Genomic DNA, 25,314 nt, shown 5'->3' with positions numbered 1-25,314 from the left:
ACGATAAGTATGGACAGACCGCGCACGCGCTGCATGGGAGGGGAGTCACACGTTCACGATCCCGCTGATATCATTCGTGAAATAGCTCACAGAACATAAGAATAAACTATTTCATGACTTCGCTTTTGTTGAATAATTTATTCCCCCCCCTTTCAGTGAGGAAAGTTATGCAACCGGATGCGCACAAGCGAGCATTAATTGCCGGCTCCATTGGTAACTTTATCGAGTGGTATGAGTTTGCGGTCTACGGTTTTCTGGCGACCGTCATTGCGAAGAACTTCTTTCAGCTTGAAGGGGAAGCGGGGCTTACCAGCCTGATCCTCACCTACGCCTCATTTGCCATCGCCTTCTTCTTCCGTCCTCTGGGTGCGGTGGTGTTTGGACGCATCGGCGACCGAATTGGCCGTAAGCCGACGCTAATCATTGTGCTGGTGCTGATGACGCTGTCCACCGCCGCCATCGGCATTGTGCCGGTCTACGCCAGCATCGGGATTGCCGCACCGCTGATCGTTACGCTGCTTCGGATCCTGCAGGGGCTGTTCGCGGGCGGCGAGTACGGCGGTGCGGTCTCGCTGATGACGGAGTTCGCCCCGAGAGGCAAGCGCGGGCTCTATGGTGCCTGGCAGTCCTTTACCGTGGCGCTGGGCTTGTTAGCGGGCGCCGGCATCGTGGCGCTGCTCTCCGCCCTCCTCACGCCTGAAGCCCTGCACGACTGGGGCTGGCGCATTCCTTTCTTCCTGGCGCTGCCCATGGGCGCTGTTGCGCTGTGGCTTCGCGTCAGCATGGAGGAGACGCCCAGCTTTGTGCAGCAGCAGGACAAACCGGCTGTCGCTCAGGCGGATATTGCCGCCACGCTCAGGGCCATCGTGATGGGGATTGGGCGCGTAATGGTCTGGTCTGCGGCGGGTTACACTTACCTGGTGATTATGCCGACCTATCTCCAGTCGGCGCTACACACCGGGTTTAACCAGGCGCTGCTGATCGCGGTGATTTCGAACGTTGGGTTTGCTCTGACCATCATTCCGTCGGGGATCCTGAGCGATAGGATCGGGCGTCGCACGGTGATGATTATCGCCACCGCGCTGCTGCTGATCCTCGCCCTGCCGCTGCTGAAACTTCTGCAGGCGGAGTCCAGCACGCTGGCGGTGAAAGCGATAGTGGTATTAATTGCGGGCGGTCTGGTGGGCATGCTGGCGGGGCCGGGCCCGGCAATGCTCTCTGAGATGTTCCCGACGCGCGTGCGCTATACGGGCCTGGGGCTGGCCTACTCGTTATCGAACGCGATTTTCTCGGGATGCGCAGGGTTAATCATTACCGGGCTGATTAAGCAGACGGGCAACCTGGATATTCCGGCGTACTACGTGATGGCAACGGCGGTGGTGAGTATTTTCGCACTAATGACGCTGAGGAAGGATGACCATTTGCGGTCGTTAGAGGAGTGAGGCTGTTTTGCCGGGTGGCGGCTTCGCCTTACCCGGCCTACAAAACCGTAGGCCCGGTAAACGAAGCAACACCGTGCGAAAATCAGCTACGCTGACGCACCGCTTCAAACAGGCAGATGCCCGTCGCAACGGAAACGTTCAGAGACGACACGCTGCCCGCCATCGGGATACTGATCAGCTCGTCGCAGTGCTCGCGGGTCAGACGACGCATGCCTTCGCCTTCCGCCCCCATCACCAGCGCCAGACGGCCGGTCATTTTGCTCTGGTACAGAGTATGATCCGCTTCACCGGCAGTCCCGACGATCCAGATGTTCTCTTCCCGCAGCAGACGCATGGTGCGCGCCAGGTTGGTCACGCGGATCAGCGGAACGTTTTCCGCCGCGCCGCAGGCTACCTTCTTCGCCGTCGCGTTCAGCTGCGCGGAGCGATCTTTCGGCACGATCACCGCATGCACGCCCGCCGCATCCGCGCTGCGCAGACACGCGCCGAGGTTGTGCGGATCGGTCACGCCATCGAGGATCAGGAAGAACGGATTCTCCAGCTCGGCAATCAGATCCGGCAGATCGTTTTCCTGATACTGACGGCCCGGCTTCACGCGGGCAATAATGCCCTGGTGAACCGCGCCTTCACTTTTTTCATCCAGGAACTGGCGATTCGCCAGTTGGATCACCACGCCCTGCGCTTCCAGGGCATGGATCAGCGGCATCAGACGCTTATCTTCACGCCCTTTCAGAATAAACACTTCCTGAAAACGCTCCGGTGCGCGCTCGAGAAGGGCCTGCACCGCGTGGATGCCGTAAATCATTTCACTCATTGATGGTTCTCGTAATAAGTATTTCCCCTCCCCCCGTTGGGGAGAGGGTCAGGATGAGGGGAGATTTTACTCCGCCTGCTTTTTCTTGGCCGCGCGCTTCGCTTTGGTGGCAGCCGCTATTTTCTGTGTCTTCGCGGAAGGTTTCTTCGCTGAACGGGCTTCTTTCTTCGCCGCCTTCGGCTTCTGCTTCTTCTCACCGCGGAACGCGCTGTCCGGCTCGAAGCTCACCTTCTTACCGGCCTGACGGCGCTTGCCGCTCGTTTTGCCGTTTCCGCCTTTTTTCGCTCTTTCGCGTTCGGTTTTACCGACGTTACGCGGGGCGCGCTCGCTGGAGATCAGGCTGAAGTCGATTTTACGGTCGTCCATATTCACGGCCTCAACCTTCACTTCCACACGGTCGCCCAGACGATAGGTCTGGCCGCCAGATTCGCCAATCAGACGCTGGCCGACCTGGTCGAAGCGGTAGTAGTCATTATCCAGGCTGGAGACGTGCACCAGACCGTCGATGAACAGCTCGTCCAGACGAACGAAGAAGCCAAAGCCGGTCACGCTGGCAATCACACCTTTGAAGACGTTACCGACCTGGTCCAGCATAAAGTCACACTTCAGCCAGTCCGCAACGTCGCGGGTGGCTTCATCGGCACGGCGTTCGGTCATGGAGCAGTGCTGACCCAGCTGCAGCATCTCTTCCATCGAATAGTGGTAGCCACCGGTTTCAGTGGTGTTCCCTTTATGGCCCTGCTCCTGCGCCAGCAGATACTTGATCGCACGGTGCAGGGAGAGGTCAGGATAACGACGGATCGGCGACGTAAAGTGGGCGTAAGACTGCAGCGCCAGGCCGAAGTGTCCGCGGTTTTCCGGATCGTAAATCGCCTGCTTCATTGAGCGCAGCAGCATCGTCTGCAGCATTTCTGCATCAGGACGATCGCTAATGGATTCCAGCAGCTCGGCGTAATCGCGCGGCTCTGGCTTGTTGCCGCCCGGCAGCTCCAGGCCCAGTTCAGCCAGCACGGAGCGGAACGCGGTGATGGCTTCCGTCGACGGTTTATCGTGGATACGGAACAGCGCAGGCTCTTTGGCTTTCTCAACGAAGCGTGCCGCCGAGATATTCGCCAGAATCATACATTCTTCGATCAGCTTGTGCGCATCATTACGCTGGGTCTGTTCGATACGCTCAATGCGGCGTTCGGCGTTGAAGATGAATTTCGCCTCTTCACTCTCAAACGAGATCCCGCCGCGCTCTTCGCGCGCCTGATCCAGCGTTTTGTAGAGGTTATGCAGCTCTTCGATGTGTTTGACCAGCGGCGCGTACTGTTCGCGCAGATCCTGGTCGCCCTGCAGCATATGCCAGACCTTGGTATAGGTCAGACGCGCGTGCGAGCTCATCACCGCTTCGTAGAACTTGTAGCCGGTTAAGCGCCCTTTGGTGGAGATGGTCATCTCGCAAACCATACAGAGGCGGTCAACCTGCGGGTTCAGGGAACACAGGCCGTTAGAGAGCACTTCCGGCAGCATCGGCACGACCTGGGACGGGAAGTAGACCGAGGTACCGCGGCTGCGGGCTTCGTTATCCAGCGGGGTGTGCGGACGGACGTAATAGCTTACGTCAGCGATAGCAACCCACAGACGCCAGCCGCCGCCGCGTTTTTTCTCGCAGTAGACGGCGTCATCGAAGTCGCGGGCGTCTTCACCGTCGATCGTAACCAGCGGCAGGGAGCGGAGATCCACGCGGCCCACTTTGGATTCTTCCGGCACTTCTTCACGCAGGCTTTCGATCTGCTCTTCAACCGCTTTCGGCCAGATGTACGGAATTTCGTGGGTGCGCAGCGCCATATCAACGGCCATGCCGGTGCCCATATTATCGCCCAGCACTTCGACGATTTTACCTACCGCTTTGGTGCGACGGGTTGGGCGCTGGGTAAGTTCCACCACCACCACAAAGCCCATGCGGGCGCCCATCACTTCTTCAGGTGGGATCAGGATGTCGAAGCTCAGACGGCTGTCGTCCGGCACCACGAACCCAACGCCCGCGTCGGTAAAGTAGCGGCCGACAATCTGGCTGGTTTTTGGCACCAGAACGCGCACGACGCGCGCTTCTCGGCGACCTTTACGGTCGGCGCCCAGCGGCTGTGCCAGGATCTGGTCGCCGTGGATGCACATTTTCATCTGTTCAGATGAGAGATACAGATCGTCTTTACGGCCTTCCACGCGCAGGAAGCCGAAGCCATCGCGGTGACCAATGACGGTCCCTTTCAGCAGATCGAGGCGTTCCGGCAGCGCGTAGCACTGGCGGCGAGTAAAGACCAGTTGCCCGTCGCGCTCCATCGCGCGCAGGCGGCGGCGAAGAGCTTCAATCTGCTCTTCACCTTCAATATTTAATTCAACGGCAAGTTCTTCACGATTGGCGGGTTTTTCGCGTTTTGTTAAGTGTTCAATGATGAACTCGCGGCTGGGGATAGGATTCGCGTATTTTTCGGCTTCGCGTTCCTGGAAAGGATCGTGTGACATGTCGGTTCCTCCGTTGTCAGCTCCGGTGGAAATTTTCTTCATTCCACCAGCAATAATTTATAAAGCGGTTGATTCTCTTCAACCAAATCGGCCAGCGTGTAGTTATCCAGTTCCATGAGAAAACTTTGCACGGCCTTAGAAAGCGCCTGTTTCAGGCGGCAAGCGGGCGTGATGTGGCAGAACTCGCTGCTGCAGTTCACCAGAGACAGCGGCTCCAGTTCACGTACCACATCGCCAACACGAATACTCTGTGCCGGTTTACCGAGACGGATCCCACCATTCTTCCCGCGGACGGCAGCAACGTATCCGGCACGACTAAGTTGATTGATTATTTTGACCATATGATTACGGGATACGCCGTAGACCTCTGTCACTTCAGAGATACTGGTCATCTTCCCCTCGGGTAACGACGCCATGTAAATCAGCGCACGTAAGCCGTAATCGGTGAAACTTGTTAACTGCACATCAACCTCAGGAAAAAGGGAAATCGCGGACAAACCGCAGAGATATTCATTAATGATGATAAACCAGCCAGATAGTTAGCGGCTAATTTATTTGACAGACGGGGCGAAAAAGCGGAGATCCAGGAGCGGTCGCCGGATGGCGCTACGCTTATCCGGCCTACGGGTCTCCCCGCAGGCCAGCAGTCACGAAGATTATGCGTCGAACGGGTCGCGCAGGATCATCGTTTCAGTACGATCCGGGCCGGTAGAAATAATATCGATCGGCACTTCGGTCAGTTCTTCAATGCGCTTGATGTAATCCAGCGCCGCCTGCGGCAGGCCGCTACGCTCTTTCACACCGAAGGTGGTCTCAGACCAGCCCGGCATGGTTTCGTAGATTGGCTCAATGCCTTCCCAGTCGTCAGCAGCCAGCGGAGTGGTGGTCACTTCGCGGCCATCTGGCATACGGTAGCCGACGCAGATTTTCACTTCTTTCAGGCCGTCCAGTACGTCCAGCTTGGTCAGGCAGAAGCCAGACAGGGAGTTGATCTGCACTGCACGACGCACGGCAACCGCATCCAGCCAGCCGGTACGACGACGGCGACCGGTGGTCGCGCCAAACTCGTTACCCTGCTTGCACAGGAACTCGCCGGTTTCATCAAACAGTTCGGTCGGGAATGGACCCGCACCCACGCGAGTGGAGTACGCTTTGATGATGCCCAGGACGTAATCCACATAACGTGGACCCAGGCCAGAGCCGGTTGCCACGCCACCCGCGGTGGTGTTAGAGGAGGTGACGTACGGATAGGTACCGTGGTCGATGTCCAGCAGCGTACCCTGTGCACCTTCGAACATGACGAAATCGCCACGCTTGCGCGCCTGGTCCAGCAGATCGGACACATCAACAACCATACCGGTCAGAATGTCTGCAATCGCCATGACGTCATCCAACACTTTCTGGTAGTCAACAGCGTCAGCTTTATAGAAGTTCACCAGCTGGAAGTTGTGATATTCCATCACTTCTTTCAGTTTTTCAGCGAAGGTCGCTTTGTCGAAGAGGTCGCCCACGCGCAGACCACGGCGTGCAACTTTATCTTCGTAAGCCGGGCCGATACCACGACCGGTGGTGCCGATCGCTTTCGCGCCACGCGCTTTCTCACGCGCTACGTCCAGCGCCACGTGATAATCCAGGATCAGCGGGCAGGCTTCGGAGAGCAGCAGACGCTCACGAACAGGGATACCACGGTCTTCCAGACCTTTCATCTCTTTCATCAGCGCCGCTGGAGACAGCACAACGCCGTTACCGATGATGCTGGTGACGTTTTCGCGAAGAATGCCTGATGGAATAAGATGGAGGACGGTTTTTTCACCGTTGATTACGAGAGTATGGCCTGCGTTGTGACCGCCCTGGTAGCGCACAACATATTTAGCCCGTTCAGTCAGAAGATCAACAATCTTCCCTTTACCTTCGTCACCCCATTGGGTGCCCAGTACGACGACGTTGTTACCCATTTTTTTCAAAATCACCGTTTGCTTAAAAATGGATTCTACCATCGCTTTTTCAGATATACAGCACTTTTTGACCTCAAAATACGCCGATTGCGCCTACTTTTTGATCAGCCAATCGTTTTCCTCAACATGTAGTAGATCACGATGCCCGCAACCACAAGACCGCCGCCAAAACGACGTAAAATATTATCCGGCAGTTGGCTCATGGTGGCGATCATTCGACGCCAGGCGCGTGGATAGAGCATCGGTCCCAGGCCTTCAAGCACCAGGACCAGGGCCAGCGCGAGCCAGATCGTTGAATTCATTTTTGTTCCTTATAAAAGAAAACCACCGCTCCGTTGAGAGCGGTGGTTTGAATACTCAAACGAGCCTGAGTTTATCGCGTTGCGTTAGTCGGCGTCTTCATATAACGGAAGAAATCGCTGTCCGGGCTAAGCACCATCACATCCTGGCTGCTCTGGAAGCTATTCTCGTAGGCACGCAGGCTACGGATAAAGGCATAGAAGTCAGGATCCTGGCTGAAGGCATCAGCAAACAGCTTCGCGGCTTCCGCATCACCTTCACCGCGCAGGATACGGCCCTGGCGCTCAGATTCCGCCAGCGTCTTGGTGACTTCGTAGTCTGCTGCAGCACGCAGCTTCTCAGCCTCTTCCTGGCCCTGTGAACGGTGACGACGGGCTACCGCTTCACGCTCGGCGCGCATACGGTTGTAAATCGCCTCGGACACTTCCACCGGCAAGTTGATCTGCTTGATACGCACGTCAACGACTTCGATACCCAGTGCAGCCATACTGTTCGGATTGATCACCGGCACTTTGCCGTTGGTTTCCGCCTGAACACGTTCAGCCGCTTTGGCAATCGCATCGTCTGCTGCCGGCGTTGAAACTTCATCTTCAGTGCCCGCTGTGCCGGAGTTCAGCGCATCGCGAACTTCCAGGGTCAGACGACCACGGGAGTCGGTCACGATGTCTTTCACATCCAGACGACCAATCTCAGAACGCAGACGGTCAGAGAACTTACGTTTCAGCAGCACTTCTGCCTGAGAAACGTCACCGCCGCCCGTTGCCAGGAAGTAACGGCTGAAATCGCTGATGCGCCATTTGATATAGGAATCAACGATCAGGTCTTTCTTCTCTTTGGTCACAAAACGATCTGCCTGGTTATCCATGGTCTGGATACGCGCATCAAGCGTTTTTACGGACTGAATGAACGGCACCTTGAAGTGCAGACCCGGCTCGTAAATCACCGGGCGTTTGTCGCCATCACGCACGACGCTGCTGAACTGGAACTTGATCCCACGCTCGCCCTCTTTCACCACAAAGATCGAGGTATAAAGCACGACCAGTACGATGACGATGATCGCAATAACTGACTTACGCATCCTTATTCCCCCTGACGCTGGTAGTCGTTACGCTGCGCGTTAGCACGGCGTTGGTCCATAATGTCACCATCGTTCGAAGAAGGCGTTGTGTTCGTGCTGGCGCTGCCTGTTGAGGCTGGCGGCAGACGCAGCAGGTTGTTCGCTCCGCTGGTATCTTTTGCTGCCGGTGCAGAACTGCCCTTCAGCATCTGATCCAGCGGCAGCACCATCAGGTTTCCGCCTTTACTATCGTTAACCAACACTTTGCGGGTGTGGCTCAGCACTTTTTCCATGGTCTCGATATAGAGACGCTCACGGGTAATTTCCGGCGCCGCTTTGTATTCAGGCAGGATCTTCGCAAAGCGAGCCACTTCACCCTGTGCTTCCAGGATGGTCTGGGTCTTATACGCGCGCGCTTCTTCCAGAATACGCTGCGCCTGACCGTTAGCGCGTGGCTGAACTTCGTTGGTGTACGCTTCTGCTTCACGGATGTATTGCTGTTCGTTTTCACGGGCAGCAATCGCATCGTCAAATGCGGCTTTCACCTCTTCCGGCGGACGCGCAGCCTGGAAGTTGACGTCCAGCAGGGTGATACCCATGTTGTACGGACGAATGGTCTCTTCCAGCTCGCGCTGGGTATCGCTACGAATAACGGTACGACCTTCGGTCAGGATACGGTCCATGGTGTATTTTCCGATGACACCACGCAGGGCGCTGTCAGTCGCCTGACGCAGGCTGTCATCGGCGCTGGTCACGCTAAACAGGTAACGCTCAGGATCGGTCACGCGGTACTGCACGTTCATCTCAACGCGCACCACGTTTTCGTCAGAGGTCAGCATCACGCCGGAGGCGGCCAGTTCACGGACCGATTCCACGTTTACCGCGGTCACGTCATCAATGAAGGTTGGCTTCCAGTTCAGACCCGGCTCAACCAGATGGCTGAACTTACCGAAACGGGTGACTACGCCGCGTTCTGCTTCTTTAATGGTGTAGAACCCGCTGGCTGCCCAGATGATGACTACCGCAGCGGCCACGATGCCCACTACGCGGCCCCCCATTGGCGGGCGCGTACTCTGAGTGGAATTGCCACCCGAGCCAGAACCTTTTCCTCCGCCAAGGCCGCCAAGCTTCTTGCTCAGTTTGCGGAAGATATCATCCAGATCCGGCGGCCCCTGCTCGCGACCACCTTTGTTGCCATTTCCCTCAGAGTTGCCGCCAGGTTTGCTGCTTCCCCACGGGTCGCGGTCTTGTCCGTTATTACCGGGCTGATTCCACGCCATGTATATGCTCCATATTTGTTATGCAAGGGCGAATTATTCAGGCATCCCCTTTCTGATCAGACGATATAGTCGACCAGCGCAGGTTCTTGTTTACAGAGGCGACGCCAGTCAACGATCGGCATACGCACCTGCATCCCCACGCTGCCGTCATCCTCCATCCACTCTTTTTCTATCGCCTGAAGCTGATAAAACCGGCTGCGCAGCCTGCCTTCCTGTGGCGGCAGTCGCAGCGTGTGCTGAGCTACCTCACCGGAAAGACGTTCTGTCAAAGCCTGGAAAAGCAGTGGCACACCAATACCGGTCTGGGCAGAAAGCCAGACCCGAATTGGTTTGTTTTCTTCATCTCTGTCGATACGCGGTTCGAAATCGTCCAGCATATCGATCTTGTTCATGACCAACAGCGTTGGGATCTCGTGAGCATCGATCTCTTCGAGCACCACATTCACCGCGTCAATGTTCTCCTGCACGCGCACGTCTGCTGCATCAATCACGTGCAGCAGCAGAGTCGCCTGTCGCGTCTCCTGCAGGGTGGCTTTAAACGCCGCCACCAGGTCATGCGGCAGGTGGCGAATAAAACCTACGGTATCCGCCAGCACCGTTTCACCGACGTCTGCAACGTCAATACGGCGCAGCGTAGGGTCCAGGGTCGCAAACAGCTGGTCTGCGGCATACACCTGGGCCTCAGTTATCTGGTTAAACAGGGTGGATTTACCGGCGTTGGTATAGCCCACCAGCGACACCGTCGGGATGTCGGCTTTGGTGCGCGCCCGACGCCCCTGTTCACGCTGTTTCTCTACACGTTCCAGACGTGAGAGGATCTGGGTAATTCGGCCACGCAGTAAACGACGGTCGGTTTCGAGCTGGGTTTCACCCGGACCGCGCAAACCAATCCCGCCTTTTTGTCTTTCAAGGTGTGTCCAGCCACGCACCAGACGCGTTGCCAGATGGCGCAGCTGCGCCAGCTCAACCTGCAGTTTCCCTTCATGGGTACGTGCACGCTGAGCAAAAATATCTAAAATCAAACCCGTGCGATCGATAACACGGCATTCGCAAAGGGCTTCCAGGTTGCGCTCCTGGGCTGGAGACAGCGCATGATCAAACAACACGACTGACGCGCCGGTTGCTTTTACGGCATCCGCAATTTCGACTGCTTTACCTTCACCAACAAAATACTTTGGGTGCGGCGCTTTACGGCTACCGGTAATCACCTGCATTGCTTCGACACCGGCGGAAGAGACCAGAGATTCAAACTCCTGGAGGTCTTCCATATCTTTGTCTTGCGAAAAATAGATGTGTACCAGCACCGCCTGCTCACCGGCATCATAACGGTCAAACAAGCGTAAACCTCTCTAAAAAGATCAGCGGGGAACGCAGGATCCCTGGCTCCCCGTGTGGATAACAGTGCGAAACCTTATTCGGTCTCGTCGCTGTCCTGCGCCGGCGTTGAAGAACCCTGCGCGCTGCTGCCATGATGGTAGTTACTACCAGTGCCGCCGCCAGCGTTATTGCTGTGATGAGATACCGGACGGGACGGAACAACAGTAGAAATAGCGTGCTTGTAGACCATCTGACTGACCGTGTTTTTCAACAGAATCACAAACTGATCGAAAGACTCAATCTGACCTTGCAGCTTAATACCATTCACCAAATAAATAGAAACTGGAACACGTTCCCGACGCAATGCGTTCAGGAACGGATCTTGTAAAGATTGCCCCTTAGCCATTCTATCTTTTCCTTATATGCTTGTTTTGTACTTAGAACCTTGCGATTCTGAAAAATTGCGCACGATACGCCTCAATTGTACACATTCAGTGAGCGATATCACCAACAACCTCAATCACTTCGTTTAACGCCTGTTGCGGTTTTTCACTGTCTAACCAGTGAACACCCTCCCAACCGCGCAACCAGGTGATCTGGCGCTTCGCTAACTGTCTCGTGGCGCAAACACCTCTATAAACCATTTCATCGTATGAAATCTCACCTTCAAGATACGACCACATCTGGCGGTATCCCACACAACGAATGGAAGGCATGTCCGTATGCAAATCTCCACGGGCAAAAAGCGCCCGCACTTCTGCTTCAAAATCTGAAGCTAACATCTGATGAAAACGCTGCTCAATCCGCTGATGGAGCAGTTCACGGCTCGCCGGGGCGATGGCGAACTGATGCACCTGATACGGCAGAGCGTCTCCTGACGTTTGCGTCAGTTCCGTTAAAGTTTTACCCGAAATGAAAAAAACTTCCAGTGCCCGGGAAAGCCTTTGCGGATCATTTGGATGGATCCGCGCTGCGGCAACCGGGTCAATCTCCGCCAGTTGCTGATGCAAAACGTCCCAACCCTGCTCTGCCGCCTGCTGCTCAATTTTCGCTCTTATTTCCGGATCCGCGGATGGCAGAGGTGACAACCCCTCCAGCAGCGCCTTGAAGTAGAGCATGGTTCCGCCAACCAACAGCGGTATACGCCCCGCCGCCGTTATCTCTGCCATCTCGGCTAAGGCATCCCGGCGAAAATCCGCTGCGGAGTAAGCCTGAGCCGGGTCGAGTATATCCAGCAAACGGTGCGGTGCCGCGCGCAGTTCTTCTGCGTCAGGCTTCGCCGTGCCGATGTCCATCCCTCGGTAGATGAGGGCGGAGTCGACGCTAATCAACTCTACAGGCAAAACTTTACGCAACTCAATGGCTAGCGCCGTTTTGCCGGAGGCCGTTGGGCCCATTAAAAAAATTGCCTTAGGCAGGCTCGCCTTACTTACGTCAATCATGTTTCAGGGCGTTCATCGCCGTTTGTAAATCAACAGGTTGTAATAACCCACCCGGCGGCGCTTTCACCAGATGCGGACAGAGGCGTTCAACCTCAGCCAGCACGCTGATGGCCTGTGCCATGCTCCACGGCGCGTGTTCGCTTGCCAGATGGCGGGCGATCCACTGCGCGGTGTTGGCGGCATCAAACGATGTTTGCTGCGCTAGGTAGCCTATCAGTTCAGGAATCAAGTTTTGTAAATTTTGTTGGCGTAAGGGTAAAGGCACTGCACGAATTGTCACATGTTGTGGTTCGAGCACAGTTTCAATACCCATCTGCGCCAGCTGCGGCTCTGCACGCTGCAATACCCTTGTTTCATCAGGGGATATTTTCAGGCGAACCGGAATCAAGAGCGGCTGCGCACAGGCTGCATTTTCGCCAGGCGTGAGCTGCACCTGTTTAAGCCAGCGTTCGGCGACCGGCAGTGCCATAAGCATCAGTTTGCCGTCACGCTCAAGCAATGCCATGTCGGGCGCGATAATCGTCAGCACCCGGCCAAAACTTTGGCTATGCCCGTCCAGAGAAGGCTGAGCGGCAGGAATGTACTCTTTACGCTCCACGGCTGGCGTTTCCAGCAATTTGCGGTACAACGCTCCCTGCTGCTTCTGATAACCAGGCTGGGCATTCGGGTAGTTCGCGCCCGTTGGACGCGGTGCGCTCCCTGCCGGGGAGAAACGCGGGGTCTCCGGTTCACGCGCGACGGCAGGCTCCGCAAAATGGTTGCGCCCTGCCGCCACACGGTTTTCGGGCAGCGGACGCGGTACAGGAGCGTCGTTCTCCAGCGGCAGCGTTGGCTCTGCCTGCTGCTGCAACACGGTGGCCACGCCCTGATAAATGAAGTCGTGAACCAGACGCGACTGGTGGAACCGCACCTCATGCTTGGCAGGATGAACGTTCACATCCACCTGATGCGGGTCGATGTCCAGATAAAGGACGAAAGCAGGCTGCTGATCGGCCCCAAGCTTGTCTTCGCATGCCTGGCGAATCGCGTGATTGATAAGACGATCGCGCATCATGCGGCCGTTGACGTAGCAATACTGAATTTCCGAGAACGCAGCACTGCTCGCGTTTGGATCGGCAACCCAGCCGCGTAAAGCCAGATCGCCGTGCTGCCATTCTATAGCCAGCGCCTGTTCCAGAAACGGCGTCCCGCAGATAGCGCCCAGGCGACGCTCTTTCTGTCCGCCTTCCGCCACCGCGCGGTACTGACGCATCACCTTACCGTTATGGCTGAGGTTGATGGTGACATCGAAGCGGGCCAGCGCGATACGGCGAATGATCTCGTCGATATGGCCGAACTCGGTCTTCTCGGTACGCATAAACTTGCGTCGGGCGGGAGTGTTGTAGAAGAGATCTAATACTTCAAGCGTCGTCCCGACAGGATGCGCCGCCGGTTTGACCGTCACATCCATGTCGCGCCCTTCGGCGTAAGCCTGCCAGGCTTCCTGCTGTTCAGCGGTACGGGAGGTCAGCGTTAAACGCGAAACCGAGCTGATACTGGCCAGCGCTTCTCCGCGAAAACCGAGGCTAATAATCGCTTCCAGATCGTCCAGAGAGGCGATTTTACTGGTGGCGTGACGAGCCAGCGCCAGCGACAGCTCCTCTTTTTTAATGCCACAGCCGTTGTCCCGAATGCGGATAAGCTTCGCGCCACCGCGTTCGATATCAATATCGATGCGGGTTGCGCCCGCATCGAGGCTGTTTTCCACCAGCTCCTTCACCACCGACGCAGGGCGTTCCACCACCTCACCGGCGGCGATTTGGTTCGCGAGCTGCGGCGGTAGAACCTGAATCGGCATGAATTCTCCTTAGTTGGTCGCGGTCATCTCACCCGGCAGCGCTGCGCTGGCCGTCTGGGCAGCGCCGCTCTGCGGCGCAGACTGCAGAGGATGCGCCTCAAAATATTTGCGTAAACCGTTATAAATCGCTTCGGCAATTTGCTGCTGGTAACTGTCGCTTCCCAACAGACGCTCTTCACCGTTGTTACTGATAAAGCCCGTCTCTACAAGGATGGACGGAATATCCGGCGAGCGCAGAACGCCGAGGCTGGCATGTTCCGGACGACGCTTATGCAGCACGCCAACGCTTTGCAGCTGGTTCAATACGTTAGTGGCGACATCATACCCGACGCGCTGAGAATGACCGAACTGTAAATCCAGCACCGCCTGGCTGAGGTACGGATCGGACTGGCTGTTCGCCAGCACGTCGCCCGCACCGCCTAGCAGTTCAGACTGCTTCTCATGCTCTTCCAGCCAGTTGGCCATTTCGCTGTTAGCGCGACGGTTCGACAGCACCCAAACCGAGGCACCGGTGGCGCTACGATTCGGTGCGGCGTCCGCATGAATGGAGACCAGGAAGTTTGCGTTTTGCTTACGCGCCACGTCCGAGCGCCCCATTACGGAGATAAAGTAATCCCCATCGCGGGTCAACACGCCTTTAAACATAGGGTCGTCATTGAGTAGCGAACGCAGTTTACGCGCGATAGCGATAGTTACGTTTTTCTCTCGCGTGCCGCCAGGACCAATCGCCCCGGGATCTTCCCCGCCGTGACCCGCATCAATGGCGATAATCACTTTGTCACCGCTGACCGTCGCGCGTCGCGCGCTGGCCGCCGGACGCGTCACCGTATCGCTGCTGGTTGCCGCAGTGATGCGATCGTTCTGCGATTTAAACGGATTACGCGCAGGTTCAGCAGGACGCGGCGTATACACCGGTTCTTCCACCCGCTTCGCTACGACCGGCGGCGGCGGCGGCGGTGCGTCGGCATTGATGGTAAAGACCACCGTATAGTTCGCCCCGTTTTGCTGCTTCACCGCCTTCGTTTTGCCCTTTTCGGTCAGATCAACCACCAGGCGTAACGACTGGCTATCCTGCGGCGTACCCGAACGGATACTTTTCACCAGGTTGTTGCCGCTAAACCGCAGCGGTAATCCCTGGATCACGCCTGTCTGCTTGATATCCAGCGCCACGCTGTGGCTGTCTGGCTGTGAAAACGCATACTCAGGATCGCCCATAAAGCTGAACGTAATCCGGGCCTGGCTTTCGCCGTTAGATACCTGAATATCTGAGAGGTTTGCCGCCCCGGCCTGCGCGCACAGCAGCACGGTGGCAGCCAACACCCAACCTTTAACGCGATTTATCATCCCGTCATCCCTACGCTTAACCGGCCAGACGCGCCAGTAAGGAACTGCCTGATGAGGAAACAGCACTGATGCGTGCCTCACGCCCTTGAGCCTGGTAATCTAAGTGAATTTCGACATCCGGGTCAGGCAGCACACCCGCACCTTGTTGCGGCCACTCCACCAGGCAAATGGCGTCGTTGGCAAAATAATCACGGATCCCCATAAATTCCAGCTCCTCAGGATCCGCAAGGCGGTATAAATCGAAGTGGTACACCATGAGATTTTCAAGGGTGTACGGTTCTACCAGCGTGTAGGTTGGGCTTTTCACATTCCCGTTATGCCCTAACGCCTGCAAAAAACCCCGGCTGAAGGTGGTTTTACCCGCACCTAAATCACCATACAGATAAATGACGGTTGCCCCCTGACAGGCCTGCGCCACGCGCTTGCCGAGTTCTAAAGTGGCTTGTTCATCAGGTAAAGGAATCGCTCGATTAGTCATTTTCTACGTCAATCACATCCGGGTTAACAACACGCCGCAGCGTGCAAAAAAGATCCGTGGCCAGCATACCGCGTGTACCGTAACGCGCAGCCAGTTTATCCGCCGCGACACCGTGGGCCACGCAGCCCGCACAGGCTGCATCATAAAGGGGAAGTTTCTGTCCAAGCAATGCGCCGATGATGCCGGAAAGCACATCGCCCATTCCGCCGCTCGCCATGCCCGCATTTCCGGCATCAATAATGCCCAGCATCTCATCACTGGCAACAATGGTTCCTGCCCCTTTTAAAACAGCAACACCTCCGTAACGTTTTACCAGACGCTGAGCAGAAAGTAAGCGATCGCTTTCAATTTCTGCCACGCTGCAGTTAAGCAGGCGCGCGGCTTCGCCGGGGTGTGGTGTCAGAATGCGATTGTGACGCTTATCCGGGTTTATTGCCAGAAGGTTAAGCGCGTCGGCATCCCACAGCATCGGTTTACGAAAATTCTCGACCTTTTGCAGGGCCTGTTTACCCCATGACTGCTGCCCAAGCCCGGGGCCAATCACCACCACATCCGCCCATTCCAGGCTTTCTTCAAGCACCTGGGGCGTAAGCTCATGGACCATCAGTTCCGGCCGGGCGGTGATTATGGGCGCAATATTCTCAATGCGAGTGAGCACTCGCACTAATCCGGCACCGCTGCGCAGAGCCGCTTCACCCGTCATACGAATCGCACCAGCCGTACCGTGGTCTCCTCCCACAATCACCAGCCTGCCGTGATCGCCCTTATGGGACGTTGGTCGGCGCGGCGGGAGCCACGCTGCAAGCTGCGACGCATCAAAACGCGCGAGGCGCATTTCCTGCCCGGCCAGCCAGCTCTCCAGCCCCAGCGCATTGTGGTGCAGCACGCCAACGACGTCTCGCGCTTTACCGGTCAGTAACCCCGGTTTGAGGGCGATAAAGGTCACCGTATGGGCAGCCTGAATGACCGCCCCCGGCGTCGCGCCGGTTTCTGCAATCAGGCCAGAGGGAATATCCAGGGCGACTACCGGCGCGGAATGTCTGTTAGCGTGTTCAATAAGCGCGGCAATATTTTCGCGCGGCGCGCTGTGCAGCCCGGTGCCCAGAAGACCATCAACAATCAGATCCACCTCTTCCGGCCAGACGATATCAGGCGCATGAATTACACCGCCTGCGTTCAGCCATGCCTCCCGCGCCGCGCCAGCCTCTTCCGGCAGCGGTTTATCACTTTCGAGAGCCAGCAAGGTCACGCGGATACCGGCCGCAACCGCCAAACGGGCGACGACGTAGCCGTCACCGTCGTTATTGCCGTGCCCGCACAGAATCAGCCAGTGAGCAGCCTGCGGGTACGCGCTGCGGGCAACGTTAAACGCCGCCTCACCCGCACGCAGCATCAGTTCATAGAGGGTAATCCCGAGGCTGTCTGCGGCCTCTTTTTCGGCACGCCGGAGGTCATCCGCATGCCAGATGGAATGTGGTATACTTGCGGGGTTTTTCTTCACCGTATGGTCCGTCATGTCACAGCCCCTCGATCTCAATGAATTAGCGCAAAAAATAAAACAGTGGGGTGCTGAGCTTGGCTTCCAGAAGGTGGGCATTACCGATACCGACCTTTCCGCCAGCGAGCCGAAACTGCAGGCCTGGCTGGACAAACAATACCACGGCGAAATGGAATGGATGGCGCGTCATGGCATGATGCGCGCCCGTCCTCACGAGCTTTTACCGGGCACATTACGCGTCATCAGCGTGCGCATGAACTATCTACCCGCCAACGCGGCCTTTGCGCGCACGCTAAAAAATCCCTCTTTGGGTTACGTCAGCCGGTACGCTTTGGGTCGTGATTACCATAAGCTCTTGCGTAACCGCTTAAAAAAACTCGGGGAAACCATTCAGCAGCACTGTGTTTCGCTGAATTTTAGACCCTTTGTCGATTCTGCGCCTATTCTTGAGCGCCCGATCGCCGAAAAAGCCGGGCTTGGATGGACAGGTAAGCACTCACTTATCCTCAGCCGTGACGCCGGATCGTTCTTCTTCCTGGGCGAACTGCTGATTGATTTACCGCTGCCGGTAGACGGCCCGGTCGAAGAAGGCTGCGGGCGCTGCGTGGCCTGCATGACCATCTGCCCGACGGGTGCTATCGTCGAGCCTTACACTGTTGATGCACGCCGCTGCATCTCCTACCTCACTATCGAGCTGGAAGGGGCCATTCCAGAGGAATTCCGACCACTTATTGGCAACCGCATCTACGGTTGCGACGACTGCCAGCTGATCTGCCCGTGGAACCGCTATTCACAGCTCACGGACGAAGAGGATTTCAGCCCGCGTAAGGCGCTGCATGCGCCGCAGCTCATTGAGCTGTTCGCCTGGAGCGAAGCATGGTTCCTGAAAGTGACGGAGGGTTCGGCCATTCGCCGTATTGGTCATTTGCGCTGGCTGCGTAATGTTGCCGTCGCGCTGGGGAATGCCCCGTGGGAGGAAGCGAATATACGGGCGCTTGAAAGCCGTCGAGGTGAGCACCCACTTCTTGATGAGCACATCGAGTGGGCGATTGCGCAGCAAATTGAGAAACGTAATGCCTGCGTTGTCGAGGTGCAGCTGCCGAAGAAACAGCGTCTGGTGAGGGTGATTGAAAAAGGGCTTCCGCGGGATGCCTGAACTATTCACAGCCTGTGAATAAAATTACAAACTCAAGCGCCATCTGGGCTGGAGAAGAGGTCAAGTGATCTCAATAACATTTTGAAATCAAATTTTATCCTTTAAATACAGTGCGTTATGTAGATATTATTCACCCTGCTAAGTTTTAACCCTGTTTCGGTTAAGCGCAGTTTCTGTGGATAACTCTGTTCACAAGAGTATTTCAGAGACAATAGAAAACGTCCCCAGCGACGCTTTTCGCTGTGGATATTTTAGAGATGAAGAAAAATTTGGAGCGGGAAACGAGACTCGAACTCGCGACCCCGACCTTGGCAAGGTCGTGCTCTACCAACTGAGCTATTCCCGCTTGGGTGGTCCGTGCTGTGGAAGCACTTTCAAATTTTGGAGCGGGAAACGAGACTCGAACTCGCGACCCCGACCTTGGCAAGGTCGTGCTCTACCAACTGAGCTATTCCCGCTTGGGCAGTCTGTGCTGTGAAAGCACTTTCAAATTTTGGAGCGGGAAACGAGACTCGAACTCGCGACCCCGACCTTGGCAAGGTCGTGCTCTACCAACTGAGCTATTCCCGCAAATCTGCACTGCTTTTGTTGCTGTCGTAACGTGTAATTCTCTGTCGTTACGGGAGGCGCATTATACGAGAAATCCTTTTAGCTGCAACCCCCCTTAAAGCGATTTTTTCGAAATTAAGTTCAAATGCTTATTAAATCGGCAAGCTGAACAATTTAACGACAAAAACCCGGCCACGCAAGGCGCCGGATCGCAAAATCACAGCTTAATAAAGTTTTCGCGGTAGTAAGAAAGCTCCGCCACGGACTCTCGGATATCGTCCATTGCCTGGTGCGTCCCCTGCTTTTTAAAGCCGTCGAGGATTTCAGGCTTCCAGCGACGCGCAAGCTCTTTCAGGGTGCTGACATCCAGATAGCGGTAGTGGAAGTAAGACTCCAGCTCCGGCATGTACTTAAACAGGAAACGGCGATCCTGGCCGATGCTATTGCCGCAGATAGGGGATTTGCCTGCCGGAACCCACTGTTTCAGGAACTCAAGCGTCGCCAGCTCCGCCTCACGGTCGCCGAACGTGCTCGCCTTCACGCGCTCCACCAGGCCACTGCCGGTGTGGGTACGCACGTTCCATTCATCCATCAAAGCCAGCTGGTCGTCGGACTGATGCACCGCAATCGTTGGCCCTTCAGCCAGGATATTCAGGTTGGCGTCCGTCACCAGAGTTGCAATTTCAATGATGCGATCGCGCTCGGGATCCAGCCCGGTCATTTCGAGATCGATCCAAATCAGGTTGTTTTCATCCGCGCTCATGTTATTTTCCACCCTTCTCGCATAACCGGCAGTAGCAGGTTAACTAGTATTAATTAGAGTGTATCATAGAGGTTTTGCCCCTTACGGGCGACCAGGAGCCAGCGCGATTGAGTAAAAATAAACTCTCCAAAGGGCAGCAGCGCCGCGTAAAAGCCAACCACCAGCGCCGTCTTAAAACCACTTCGGAGAAGCCGGATTATGACGACAACCTGTTTGGTGAAGCGACAGAAGGCGTAGTCATCAGCCGTTTCGGTATGCATGCCGATGTCGAATCCGCCGACGGTGACATTCACCGTTGCAATATCCGCCGGACCATTCGTTCCCTGGTGACCGGCGATCGCGTGGTCTGGCGTCCGGGTAAAGAGGCAGCTGAAGGTGTCACGGTTAAGGGCATCGTTGAAGCCGTGCATGAACGCACGTCGGTGCTCACCCGCCCGGATTTCTACGATGGCGTAAAACCAATTGCCGCCAACATTAACCAGATCGTCATTGTTTCGGCGATTTTACCCGAACTTTCGCTCAACATTATCGACCGATACCTTGTCGCCTGCGAAACGCTGCAGGTTGAACCGATCATCGTGTTGAATAAAATCGATCTGCTGGATGACGACGGCATGGCCTTCGTGAATGAGCAGATGGATATCTACCGTAAGATCGGGTATCGCGTGCTGATGGTCTCCAGCCATACCAAAGATGGCCTTAAGCCGTTAGAAGAGGCGCTGACCGACCGTATCAGCATCTTTGCGGGCCAGTCCGGCGTGGGTAAATCGAGCCTGCTGAACAACCTGCTTGGCCTCCAGCAAGAGATCCTGACTAACGATGTGTCCAACGTCTCGGGTCTGGGCCAGCACACCACCACCGCCTCGCGTCTGTATCATTTCCCGCACGGCGGCGACGTGATCGACTCCCCAGGGGTGCGTGAGTTCGGTTTGTGGCACCTTGAGCCGGAACAAATCTTTAACGGATTTGTCGAATTCCATGATTATTTAGGCGCTTGTAAATACCGCGACTGTAAACACGATAACGACCCAGGCTGCGCTATCCGTGAAGCGGTTGAGAAAGGCGAGATCGCGGAAACCCGCTTCGAGAATTACCATCGTATTCTTGAGAGCATGGAAGACGTAAAAACGCGTAAAAACTTTTCTGATTCTGATAACTGACAACTAAGCTAAGCATCGCTAAAATCGTCCCCTTTTTTCAGGTTCCGGCGGCTTAACGCCGGATCAGGAACGACAAAACAATGGCCTGGAGGCTACCTTGTTAAACGCATTTAAACTTTCGCTTCAATACATTCTGCCAAAACTGTGGCTCACTCGCCTGGCGGGCTGGGGCGCGAGCAAACGCGCAGGCTGGCTGACCAAACTGGTCATCGATCTTTTCGTAAAATATTACAAGGTCGACATGAAAGAGGCGCAGAAGCCGGACACCGCCAGCTATCGCACCTTCAACGAGTTCTTCGTGCGCCCGCTGCGTGACGAAGTGCGCCCGGTGAACACCGATCCTAACGTCCTGGTGATGCCAGCAGACGGCGTGATCAGCCAGTTGGGTAACATCGAAGACGACAAAATCCTGCAGGCGAAGGGCCATAACTACAGTCTGGAAGCGCTGCTGGCAGGTAACTACCTGATGGCGGATCTGTTCCGCAACGGTACGTTTGCCACCACCTATCTGTCACCGCGCGACTATCACCGCGTGCACATGCCGTGTAACGGTATCCTGCGTGAAATGATTTATGTCCCGGGCGACCTGTTCTCCGTCAATCACCTGACCGCGCAGAACGTGCCGAACCTGTTTGCCCGTAACGAGCGCGTCATCTGTCTGTTCGATACTGAATTTGGCCCTATGGCACAGATTCTGGTGGGTGCAACCATCGTAGGCAGCATTGAAACCGTCTGGGCAGGCACCATCACGCCACCGCGCGAAGGCGTGATCAAACGCTGGACCTGGCCTGCCGGTGAAGCGGAAGGCTCTGTGGCCCTGCTAAAAGGTCAGGAGATGGGTCGCTTCAAGCTGGGCTCCACCGTGATCAACCTGTTTGCACCAGGCAAAGTGAAGCTGGCTGAACAGCTTGAAAGCCTGTCGGTTACCAAACTGGGTCAGCCGCTGGCGGTCTCAACCGAAACCTTCGTGACGCCGGAAGCAGAACCTGCTCCGCTGTCACAGGAAGAGATCAACGCCGAGCACGACGCCAGCCCGCTGGTTGACGACAAAAAAGACGAAGGCTAACAACAGAAGGATCGCTGACGTGCGCCCGATTATCGTTCTACTGATGGCCTGGTGCCTCAGCATGGGGGCGTACGCAGCGACAGCCCCCGACGCCAAACAGATAACCCAGGAACTGGAGCAGGCAAAAGCGGCCAAACCCGCTCAGCCAGAGACCGTCGAGTCGCTCCAGGCTGCCCTGAACGCGCTTGAGGAGCGGAAAGGCTCTCTTGAGCGCGCTCAGCAGTATCAGCAGGTTATCGACAACTTCCCCAAACTCTCGCAGACGCTACGCTCGCAGCTGAATAATTTGCGTGACGAACCGCGCGATGTGCCCGCAGGGATGACCTCCGACGCGCTGAACCAGGAGATCCTGCAGGTCAGCAGCCAGCTTCTGGAAAAGAGCCGCCTTGCTCAGCAGGAGCAGGAGCGCGCGCGCGAAATTGCCGATTCCCTTAGCCAGCTTCCGCAGCAGCAAACCGACGCCCGTCGCCAGCTTAATGAAGTTGAGCGCCGCGTGGGTACGCAAAGCGGCAATACGCCACAGGCTCAGGCCCAAAATCTGGGCCTGCAGGCAGAATCGGCTCGCCTGAAGGCCCTTGTCGATGAGCTTGAGCTGGCGCAGCTTTCCGCCAATAACCGCCAGGAGCTGTCGCGGATGCGCTCTGAACTCGCTCAGAAGCAGAGCGAGCAACTGGATGCGTATCTCCAGGCCCTGCGCAATCAGCTCAACAGTCAGCGTCAACGCGAGGCGGAGCGCGCGCTGGAAAGTACCGAACTGCTGGCAGAAAACAGCGATAACTTGCCTGCCGGAATCGTCGAACAGTTTAAGGTCAACCGCGAGCTTTCTGCCGCGCTGAATCAGCAGGCGCAGCGTATGGATCTGGTTGCCTCGCAGCAGCGTCAGGCCACCAATCAAACCCTTCAGGTTCGCCAGGCGCTCAACACCCTGCGCGAGCAGTCCCAGTGGCTCGGGTCATCAAACCTGCTGGGCGAAGCGCTACGTGCCCAGGTCGCGCGCCTGCCGGAAATGCCGAAGCCGCAACAGCTGGATACCGAGATGGCCCAGCTGCGCGTTCAGCGACTGCACTTTGAAGATCTCCTTAATAAACAGCCGCAAATCCGCCAGATCCGTCAGGCTGACGGACAGCCCCTGACCAGCGAGCAAAACCGTATTCTGGAAGCCCAGCTGCGTACCCAGCGTGAACTGCTGAACTCTTTGCTCCAGGGCGGGGATACGCTGATTCTGGAGCTGACCAAGCTAAAAGTCTCCAATAGCCAGCTGGAAGATGCGCTGAAAGAGGTGAACGAGGCGACGCACCGTTATCTCTTCTGGACGTCCGACGTGCGTCCGATGACCTTCTCGTGGCCGATTGAGATCGTCCAGGACCTGCGCCGCCTGATTTCGCTGGACACCTTCAGCCAGCTGGGACAGGCCAGCGTGATGATGTTCACCAGCAAAGAGACCATTTTCCCGCTGCTGGGGGCGTTGATTCTGGTGGGCTTCAGCATTTACTCGCGCAGACATTTCACTCGCTTCCTGGAGCGTTCCAGCTCCAGGGTCGGGAAAGTCACCCAGGATCACTTCTGGCTAACGTTGCGCACCGTATTCTGGTCGATTCTTGTCGCCTCCCCGCTGCCGGTGCTGTGGATGACGCTGGGGTATGGCCTGCGTGAAGCCTGGCCCTATCCGCTCGCGGTTGCGATTGGCGATGGCGTCACCGCCACGGTGCCGCTGCTGTGGGTAGTCATGATTTGCGCCACCTTCGCGCGCCCAAATGGCCTGTTTATCACCCACTTTGGCTGGCCGCGCAATCGCGTTGCGCGCGCCATGCGTTACTACCTGATGAGCATCGGGCTGATTGTGCCGCTGATTATGGCGCTGATCATGTTCGACAATCTCAACGACCGGGAATTCTCAGGCTCGCTGGGCCGTCTCTGCTTTATGCTGATATGCGGGGCGCTGGCCATCGTCACGCTCAGCCTGAAACGCGCGGGTATTCCGCTCTATCTCGATAAATCCGGCAGCGGCGAAAACATGTTCAACCGGCTGCTCTGGAACCTGCTGCTTAGCGCGCCGCTGTTTGCGATGCTGGCGGCCGCGGTGGGCTATCTGGCAACCGCGCAGGCGCTGCTGGCAAGGCTGGAAACCTCGGTGGCCATCTGGTTCCTGCTGCTGGTGGTGTACCACGTGATCCGCCGCTGGATGCTGATCCAGCGGCGCCGTCTGGCCTTTGACCGTGCCAAGCATCGCCGGGCAGAGATCCTCGCCCAGCGCGCGCGAGGTGAGGAAGAGCCAAACCACGTCAACAGTACGGAAGGCACGACGGAAGCGGACGAGGTCGAACTGGATCTGGATGCCATCAGCACCCAGTCCCTGCGTCTGGTTCGTTCCATACTGATGCTGATTGCCCTCCTGTCGGTGATCTTCCTGTGGTCAGAGATCCACTCCGCATTCGGCTTCCTGGAGAACATCTCTCTTTGGGACGTGACGTCCACGGTGCAGGGTGTTGAAAGCCTGGAGCCGATCACCTTAGGGGCGGTGCTGATTGCCATTCTGGTGCTGATCATTACCACGCAGCTGGTGCGCAACTTCCCGGCGCTGCTGGAGCTGGCGCTGCTGCAGCATCTGGATTTAACGCCGGGGACGGGTTATGCGATTACGACCATAACCAAATATCTGATCATGCTGTTTGGCGGACTGGTTGGCTTCTCGATGATCGGTATTGAGTGGTCGAAGCTGCAGTGGCTGGTGGCGGCCCTTGGTGTAGGGTTAGGTTTTGGTTTACAGGAGATTTTCGCCAACTTCATCTCTGGCCTGATCATTCTGTTCGAAAAACCGATCCGTATTGGCGATACCGTCACGATCCGCGATCTGACCGGCAGCATCACGAAGATCAACACCCGCGCGACAACGATCAGCGACTGGGATCGCAAAGAGATCATCGTACCGAACAAGGCGTTTATTACCGAGCAGTTCATCAACTGGTCGCTGTCAGACTCCGTTACCCGTGTAGTGCTGACGGTACCGGCGCCATCGGACGCTAACAGCGAAGAGGTCACCCAGATCCTCTACACAGCCGCAGAGCGCTGCTCGCTGGTGATCGATAACCCGGCACCGGAAGTGTTCCTGGTGGATTTACAGCAGGGGATCCAGATTTTCGAGCTGCGTATCTACGCCGCCGAAATGGGCCACCGTATGCCGCTGCGCCATGAGATCCACCAGCTGATTCTGGCAGGCTTCCGCGAGCACGGTATTGATATGCCGTTCCCACCGTTCCAGATGCGTCTGGAAAGCCTGGACGGGCGTAAAACGGGAAGAATGTTGACGTCAGCGGCACGTACGCGCCCGGCGGGGAGTTTGTAAGATAA

Annotated in this window: 20 protein-coding genes and 3 tRNA genes; 5 read left to right on the top strand and 18 right to left on the bottom strand. The window is 56.5% G+C overall.

The window, feature by feature from the left end; translation table 11 throughout:
• The first annotated feature begins 167 nt into the window (after positions 1-167).
• Positions 168-1,442: an MFS transporter gene (locus tag UR504_RS19030; RefSeq protein WP_126349343.1), complete on the top strand. Its 1,275-nt coding sequence runs from the start codon at positions 168-170 to the stop codon at positions 1,440-1,442.
• An 82-nt stretch (positions 1,443-1,524) separates the two neighbouring features.
• Here the strand turns inward: UR504_RS19030 and rlmB are convergent, their stop codons facing one another.
• The 14 genes from rlmB to nnr all read right to left on the bottom strand — a co-directional run bounded on the left by rlmB (position 1,525) and on the right by nnr (position 17,290).
• Entirely contained in the window at positions 1,525-2,256 is a 732-nt protein-coding gene (gene rlmB / locus UR504_RS19025) for a 23S rRNA (guanosine(2251)-2'-O)-methyltransferase RlmB (protein ID WP_320740019.1), read from the bottom strand.
• 66 nt (positions 2,257-2,322) lie between these two features.
• Positions 2,323-4,764, bottom strand: a complete 2,442-nt coding sequence (gene rnr / locus UR504_RS19020) for a ribonuclease R (protein WP_302235570.1) — start codon at positions 4,762-4,764, stop codon at positions 2,323-2,325.
• A gap of 38 nt (positions 4,765-4,802) precedes the next feature.
• Complete coding sequence (gene nsrR, locus UR504_RS19015; protein WP_111965420.1) at positions 4,803-5,228, bottom strand: nitric oxide-sensing transcriptional repressor NsrR; 426 nt, start codon at positions 5,226-5,228, stop codon at positions 4,803-4,805.
• A 192-nt stretch (positions 5,229-5,420) separates the two neighbouring features.
• Positions 5,421-6,719, bottom strand: a complete 1,299-nt coding sequence (locus tag UR504_RS19010; RefSeq protein WP_006178975.1) for an adenylosuccinate synthase — start codon at positions 6,717-6,719, stop codon at positions 5,421-5,423.
• Between the two features lie 104 nt (positions 6,720-6,823).
• The gene (locus UR504_RS19005; protein WP_003855996.1) at positions 6,824-7,021 is read right to left on the bottom strand and encodes a DUF2065 domain-containing protein; all 198 of its coding nucleotides are present in this window, start codon (positions 7,019-7,021) and stop codon (positions 6,824-6,826) included.
• Between the two features lie 71 nt (positions 7,022-7,092).
• Positions 7,093-8,097 (bottom strand): protease modulator HflC, encoded by a 1,005-nt coding sequence (hflC, locus tag UR504_RS19000; RefSeq protein WP_111965392.1) that lies wholly within the window; start codon positions 8,095-8,097, stop codon positions 7,093-7,095.
• Between the two features lie 2 nt (positions 8,098-8,099).
• Positions 8,100-9,356: an FtsH protease activity modulator HflK gene (hflK, locus tag UR504_RS18995; RefSeq protein ID WP_133293628.1), complete on the bottom strand. Its 1,257-nt coding sequence runs from the start codon at positions 9,354-9,356 to the stop codon at positions 8,100-8,102.
• 56 nt (positions 9,357-9,412) lie between these two features.
• Positions 9,413-10,693, bottom strand: coding sequence for a ribosome rescue GTPase HflX (gene hflX / locus UR504_RS18990; RefSeq protein ID WP_023310136.1), 1,281 nt, complete (start codon positions 10,691-10,693; stop codon positions 9,413-9,415).
• A 74-nt stretch (positions 10,694-10,767) separates the two neighbouring features.
• Entirely contained in the window at positions 10,768-11,079 is a 312-nt protein-coding gene (gene hfq, locus UR504_RS18985) for an RNA chaperone Hfq (RefSeq protein ID WP_023334248.1), read from the bottom strand.
• Between the two features lie 85 nt (positions 11,080-11,164).
• Positions 11,165-12,115 (bottom strand): tRNA (adenosine(37)-N6)-dimethylallyltransferase MiaA, encoded by a 951-nt coding sequence (gene miaA / locus UR504_RS18980; protein ID WP_025758256.1) that lies wholly within the window; start codon positions 12,113-12,115, stop codon positions 11,165-11,167.
• On the bottom strand, positions 12,108-13,952 hold the full coding sequence (gene mutL / locus UR504_RS18975; RefSeq protein ID WP_143344561.1) for a DNA mismatch repair endonuclease MutL: 1,845 nt from the start codon (positions 13,950-13,952) through the stop codon (positions 12,108-12,110). The genes miaA and mutL overlap by 8 nt, the downstream gene beginning before the upstream one ends.
• Positions 13,953-13,961: 9 nt before the next feature.
• On the bottom strand, positions 13,962-15,296 hold the full coding sequence (amiB, locus tag UR504_RS18970; RefSeq protein WP_136195719.1) for an N-acetylmuramoyl-L-alanine amidase AmiB: 1,335 nt from the start codon (positions 15,294-15,296) through the stop codon (positions 13,962-13,964).
• Positions 15,297-15,312: 16 nt separating this feature from the next.
• Positions 15,313-15,774 carry a tRNA (adenosine(37)-N6)-threonylcarbamoyltransferase complex ATPase subunit type 1 TsaE gene (gene tsaE, locus UR504_RS18965; RefSeq protein WP_013095283.1) on the bottom strand — a complete coding sequence of 154 codons (462 nt, stop codon included), beginning with the start codon at positions 15,772-15,774 and terminating at the stop codon, positions 15,313-15,315.
• A complete protein-coding gene (gene nnr / locus UR504_RS18960) occupies positions 15,767-17,290 on the bottom strand; it encodes a bifunctional ADP-dependent NAD(P)H-hydrate dehydratase/NAD(P)H-hydrate epimerase (RefSeq protein ID WP_320740017.1) in 1,524 nt (507 codons plus the stop codon). Before nnr ends, tsaE begins: the two co-directional genes overlap by 8 nt.
• On the opposite strand from nnr, the gene queG reads away from it, so the two are divergent.
• A complete protein-coding gene (gene queG, locus UR504_RS18955) occupies positions 17,289-18,428 on the top strand; it encodes a tRNA epoxyqueuosine(34) reductase QueG (protein ID WP_127729345.1) in 1,140 nt (379 codons plus the stop codon). The two genes, nnr and queG, sit on opposite strands and share 2 nt — an antisense overlap.
• A gap of 270 nt (positions 18,429-18,698) precedes the next feature.
• Here the strand turns inward: queG and UR504_RS18950 are convergent.
• The 4 genes from UR504_RS18950 to orn all read right to left on the bottom strand — a co-directional run bounded on the left by UR504_RS18950 (position 18,699) and on the right by orn (position 19,740).
• Positions 18,699-18,774: transfer RNA gene (locus UR504_RS18950), tRNA-Gly, on the bottom strand.
• Between the two features lie 36 nt (positions 18,775-18,810).
• A tRNA-Gly gene (locus UR504_RS18945) sits at positions 18,811-18,886 on the bottom strand.
• Between the two features lie 36 nt (positions 18,887-18,922).
• A tRNA-Gly gene (locus tag UR504_RS18940) sits at positions 18,923-18,998 on the bottom strand.
• A 196-nt stretch (positions 18,999-19,194) separates the two neighbouring features.
• Entirely contained in the window at positions 19,195-19,740 is a 546-nt protein-coding gene (orn, locus tag UR504_RS18935) for an oligoribonuclease (protein WP_023310130.1), read from the bottom strand.
• A gap of 107 nt (positions 19,741-19,847) precedes the next feature.
• Between orn and rsgA the strand changes: the two genes are divergently transcribed.
• The 3 genes from rsgA to mscM all read left to right on the top strand — a co-directional run bounded on the left by rsgA (position 19,848) and on the right by mscM (position 25,309).
• Positions 19,848-20,900, top strand: a complete 1,053-nt coding sequence (gene rsgA / locus UR504_RS18930; protein WP_302235567.1) for a small ribosomal subunit biogenesis GTPase RsgA — start codon at positions 19,848-19,850, stop codon at positions 20,898-20,900.
• 97 nt (positions 20,901-20,997) lie between these two features.
• The gene (gene asd, locus UR504_RS18925) at positions 20,998-21,966 is read left to right on the top strand and encodes an archaetidylserine decarboxylase (protein ID WP_302235566.1); all 969 of its coding nucleotides are present in this window, start codon (positions 20,998-21,000) and stop codon (positions 21,964-21,966) included.
• A gap of 19 nt (positions 21,967-21,985) precedes the next feature.
• Positions 21,986-25,309, top strand: a complete 3,324-nt coding sequence (mscM, locus tag UR504_RS18920) for a miniconductance mechanosensitive channel MscM (protein WP_302235564.1) — start codon at positions 21,986-21,988, stop codon at positions 25,307-25,309.
• Positions 25,310-25,314: the final 5 nt, after the last annotated feature.

The sequence above is a fragment of the Enterobacter sp. 241F3 genome (genome assembly GCF_034106785.1).
Lineage (GTDB): Bacteria > Pseudomonadota > Gammaproteobacteria > Enterobacterales > Enterobacteriaceae > Enterobacter > Enterobacter vonholyi.
Note: the sequence above shows the minus strand (reverse complement) of the source record. Positions and strands in the feature narration are given on the sequence as shown.

Excerpts from the sequence above, each read along its gene's own strand:
- hflC (WP_111965392.1), bottom strand. The coding sequence starts at position 8,097 with ATGCGTAAGTCAGTTATTGCGATCATCGTCATCGTACTGGTCGTGCTT.
- orn (WP_023310130.1), bottom strand. The coding sequence starts at position 19,740 with ATGAGCGCGGATGAAAACAACCTGATTTGGATCGATCTCGAAATGACC.
- rlmB (WP_320740019.1), bottom strand. The coding sequence starts at position 2,256 with ATGAGTGAAATGATTTACGGCATCCACGCGGTGCAGGCCCTTCTCGAG.
- rnr (WP_302235570.1), bottom strand. The coding sequence starts at position 4,764 with ATGTCACACGATCCTTTCCAGGAACGCGAAGCCGAAAAATACGCGAAT.
- mutL (WP_143344561.1), bottom strand. The coding sequence starts at position 13,952 with ATGCCGATTCAGGTTCTACCGCCGCAGCTCGCGAACCAAATCGCCGCC.
- miaA (WP_025758256.1), bottom strand. The coding sequence starts at position 12,115 with ATGATTGACGTAAGTAAGGCGAGCCTGCCTAAGGCAATTTTTTTAATG.
- tsaE (WP_013095283.1), bottom strand. The coding sequence starts at position 15,774 with ATGACTAATCGAGCGATTCCTTTACCTGATGAACAAGCCACTTTAGAA.
- amiB (WP_136195719.1), bottom strand. The coding sequence starts at position 15,296 with ATGATAAATCGCGTTAAAGGTTGGGTGTTGGCTGCCACCGTGCTGCTG.
- nnr (WP_320740017.1), bottom strand. The coding sequence starts at position 17,290 with ATGACGGACCATACGGTGAAGAAAAACCCCGCAAGTATACCACATTCC.
- hfq (WP_023334248.1), bottom strand. The coding sequence starts at position 11,079 with ATGGCTAAGGGGCAATCTTTACAAGATCCGTTCCTGAACGCATTGCGT.
- UR504_RS19030 (WP_126349343.1), top strand. The coding sequence starts at position 168 with ATGCAACCGGATGCGCACAAGCGAGCATTAATTGCCGGCTCCATTGGT.
- queG (WP_127729345.1), top strand. The coding sequence starts at position 17,289 with ATGTCACAGCCCCTCGATCTCAATGAATTAGCGCAAAAAATAAAACAG.
- UR504_RS19005 (WP_003855996.1), bottom strand. The coding sequence starts at position 7,021 with ATGAATTCAACGATCTGGCTCGCGCTGGCCCTGGTCCTGGTGCTTGAA.
- UR504_RS19010 (WP_006178975.1), bottom strand. The coding sequence starts at position 6,719 with ATGGGTAACAACGTCGTCGTACTGGGCACCCAATGGGGTGACGAAGGT.
- hflK (WP_133293628.1), bottom strand. The coding sequence starts at position 9,356 with ATGGCGTGGAATCAGCCCGGTAATAACGGACAAGACCGCGACCCGTGG.